This window comes from Erythrobacter sp. (assembly GCF_023653175.1).
Taxonomy (GTDB): domain Bacteria; phylum Pseudomonadota; class Alphaproteobacteria; order Sphingomonadales; family Sphingomonadaceae; genus Erythrobacter.
The window spans coordinates 1-2,761 of sequence record NZ_JAMNXL010000282.1 but is presented as its reverse complement, the minus strand read 5'-3'; the positions used below and the strand labels follow the sequence as shown (position 1 = coordinate 2,761).

Genomic DNA, 2,761 nt, shown 5'->3' with positions numbered 1-2,761 from the left:
GCGGGTTGGCTGACGGTCGCGGCAACGGGCACCACGCGCGCCTGCCGTTCAGGGCGCGGGCGCGACACGGAGCGGCGGGGCGCGGCCACCAGCCGCCAAGCATTGGGGCCGACCCGCACTGCCTCCATCCCGCCCGCCCGCGCGAGCTTTCTCACCGCCGCCTCCGCGCCCATCCGGCCCCTGATGGCACCGATCCGGGTGCGTCCCAGGGCAGGGTCGGCGATGACGATGCTCGCCCCCGTCGCCCGCGCCAGCGCGATCGCGACCTCGGAGACCGTGCCTGCCGGGATCGCCAGCTCAAGGCTGCGCGCCGCCAGCGGCGATGCCGCGGCGAGGGCTGCAACTGCAACAAGAGGGACAATCGGTCTCATGGCGCGAGAGCTCTAGCCGCTACCTTGCGGCAATGATCCAGCCATCGCCTGCGCGGGTGACCCGCACGGCCAGCAGCGGCGCCAAGGCCTGCGGATCGGCGCGCACCGCATCCAATGCAATGCTGCCAGACAGGCGCGTCGCGGTGTCGGTGCTGGTAAATCGCGTGCCGGTTGCGCGGGTGAGTTCGGCGGCAATCTCGGCAAGGCTCGCGCTATCGAAGCTGATCCGCCCGCGGCGCCATTCGCCCACCGCCGCGGTGTCGACTTCGGCGAGGCGGAAGCGCCCTGCCTCGCGCACAACCCGCTCGCCCGGGTCGAGGCGGATCGCCTGCCCTTGCGGGTCGACGATCACCGCGCCTTCTGCGACCGTGACGTCGAGCGTCTCGCCCGCCAGCCGCACGTCGAACACCGTGCCAGCATCGACCAGCCGTTCGCCGCCTGCGGTAAGGACGAAAGGATCGGCCGCGTCGTGGCGGATGGTGAACAGCGCCTGGCCCTGCTCCAGCCGCGCGGCGCGGGCGCCTGCGAGCGCGAGGGTGCTGCCACCGGCGAGTTCGACCGTGCTGCCGTCTGCAAGCGCGATCAGCCGGGTCTCGCCCGGCGCGGTGCGGTAGAGTGTCTCACCGCCCGGCCCGAACCAGAGGATCGAAGTCAGCGCGACCACCAGCGAGGCGGCAATCGCCCCGCCAAGCCACCCGCGCCGCGCGGTCAGCCATCCGGGCGGATTGTCGTTGGCAGGTTCGGGCGCGGGCTCTGGCTCTGGGTGCCGCTGCGGCTGCGGCTCGGGAAGCGCGGCCAGCACCGCGTCCGCCTCCTCCAGCGCAGATTGCACCGCGTCATAGGCAGCGGCGTGGGCCGGATCCGCCTCGAGCCAGACGGTAAATCCGTCCCAGTCCGCGAAATCGGGCGCACGCGTCGCGATCCCCCAGGCGAGGGCAGCATCGCGGATCGGCTGGTCAGTGGTCATCGGACAGGTTCTCCTGCCTGCAAGACGGAGTCGAGCGGCTGATGCCTCATGGCCCGTCCTCCCGGATCGCGAGGATCTTCGCATAGGCACGCCGCAGATCGCTTTCGACGGTGCTGAGGCTGACGCCGAATTCGGCGGCGATCTCGCGCTGGGTGAGCCCGTCGATGCGATGGCGGCGCAGGATCGCGGCCGCGCGCGGGCCGAGCTCGGCGAGCGCCTGCTCGATGCGTGCCACCTCCTGCCTCGCGGCAAGGTCACGCTCCGGACCGGGGGCGGGCGCCACGCCTTCTGCCATGCCCGGCTGCGCCTCGGCCCAGGCCTTGTCGCGCAAAGTCGCCTGGCGTTGCGAGCGGTAGCGGTCGATCATCAAGCGGTCGGCAGCGCGCATCATGTAGCCGATGCCGGACGCCGCAGCGGGATCGGGCGCGGCGGCAAGGCGTAGCCACAGCTCCTGCACCAGATCCTCCGCCGCCTCCCCCGCCCCGCGCGCGCGCAGGAAACGCAGCAGACGCTCGCGATGCGCGAGGTAAGCCTCTTCGAGCGGGACGGTGGGGGCCATGGGCGGGTCGGTCGGTGTTTCGGGGCAGGCGGGGGGCGGATGCTTGTCGGCCCCTAGCATGAACCCGGGCCGAACGGGAATGCCCCGGTGCCTCGCCGGGCTGGCGCGGATCAGAGCGCGAAGTAGGCGCGGAAGGCGCTCGGCGACATGCCGCGCGCGCGGGCGAAGGCGGCGCTGAAATTGGCATGGCGCGGGAAGCCGCAGGCCAGCGCGATATCCTGCACAGGAAGTTCGGGCGACATCAGCAGGCGCTGGGCGCGCAGCAGCCGCCGTTCGCTGACGTAGCGGTAAGGGCTCGTGCCCGTCGCCTGGCGGAACACCCGCGCGAAGTGGAACACAGAAAGCCCCGCGACATGCGCGAGGAGGTCGAGCGTCAGCGGCTGCGCGAGATTGGCCTCGAGAAAATCGATCACCCGCTTCAGTCGCACCGGCGGCAGGCTGATCCGCTCGCCTTCGGCGATGAAGCCGTTGGGGTCGATCCCCGACAGGATCAGCGCTATCGATCGCATCGCCTGCTCGGCGACGAGATCGGTCGCAAGGCCAGGGCGGAACAGTTCGAGCTCGATCAGGCTGATGAGGCCGATCAGCGCGGTGTTGTCGCTGAACAGCAGCGGCGCTGAAGCCCGCCCGCCGCGATCCTCGACGAGGCTGTGCAGAAAGCCCTTGGGGAATACCAGATTGACGCTCTTGGCCGAGGAGCCGAATTCGATCTGCGAATCCGCCCCGCTCGGCACGAAACTGGCGCGCAGTTCGCGGTTGGCGGCGATGGTGTAGCGGTGGCCGGCCATGCAGCCCTGGGCCGGGCGGCCCGATCCGCGGGTGAGCAGCAGCAGATCGTTGTCGTCAGCCGGCCGGTCGGCGCTG

The 2,761-nt window shown here is 71.2% G+C and carries 3 protein-coding genes and 1 pseudogene; all 4 read right to left on the bottom strand.

Annotated elements, in window-relative coordinates:
- A pseudogene (locus NBV68_RS18915) lies at positions 1-371 on the bottom strand (TonB-dependent receptor); the annotation flags it as partial.
- Positions 372-390: 19 nt separating this feature from the next.
- A complete protein-coding gene (locus tag NBV68_RS18910) occupies positions 391-1,338 on the bottom strand; it encodes a FecR domain-containing protein (protein ID WP_296313025.1) in 948 nt (315 codons plus the stop codon).
- Between the two features lie 46 nt (positions 1,339-1,384).
- Complete coding sequence (locus NBV68_RS18905; RefSeq protein WP_296313022.1) at positions 1,385-1,897, bottom strand: RNA polymerase sigma factor; 513 nt, start codon at positions 1,895-1,897, stop codon at positions 1,385-1,387.
- A 110-nt stretch (positions 1,898-2,007) separates the two neighbouring features.
- The coding region (locus NBV68_RS18900) for an AraC family transcriptional regulator (protein WP_296313020.1) at positions 2,008-2,761 on the bottom strand (754 nt) is incomplete at its 5' end.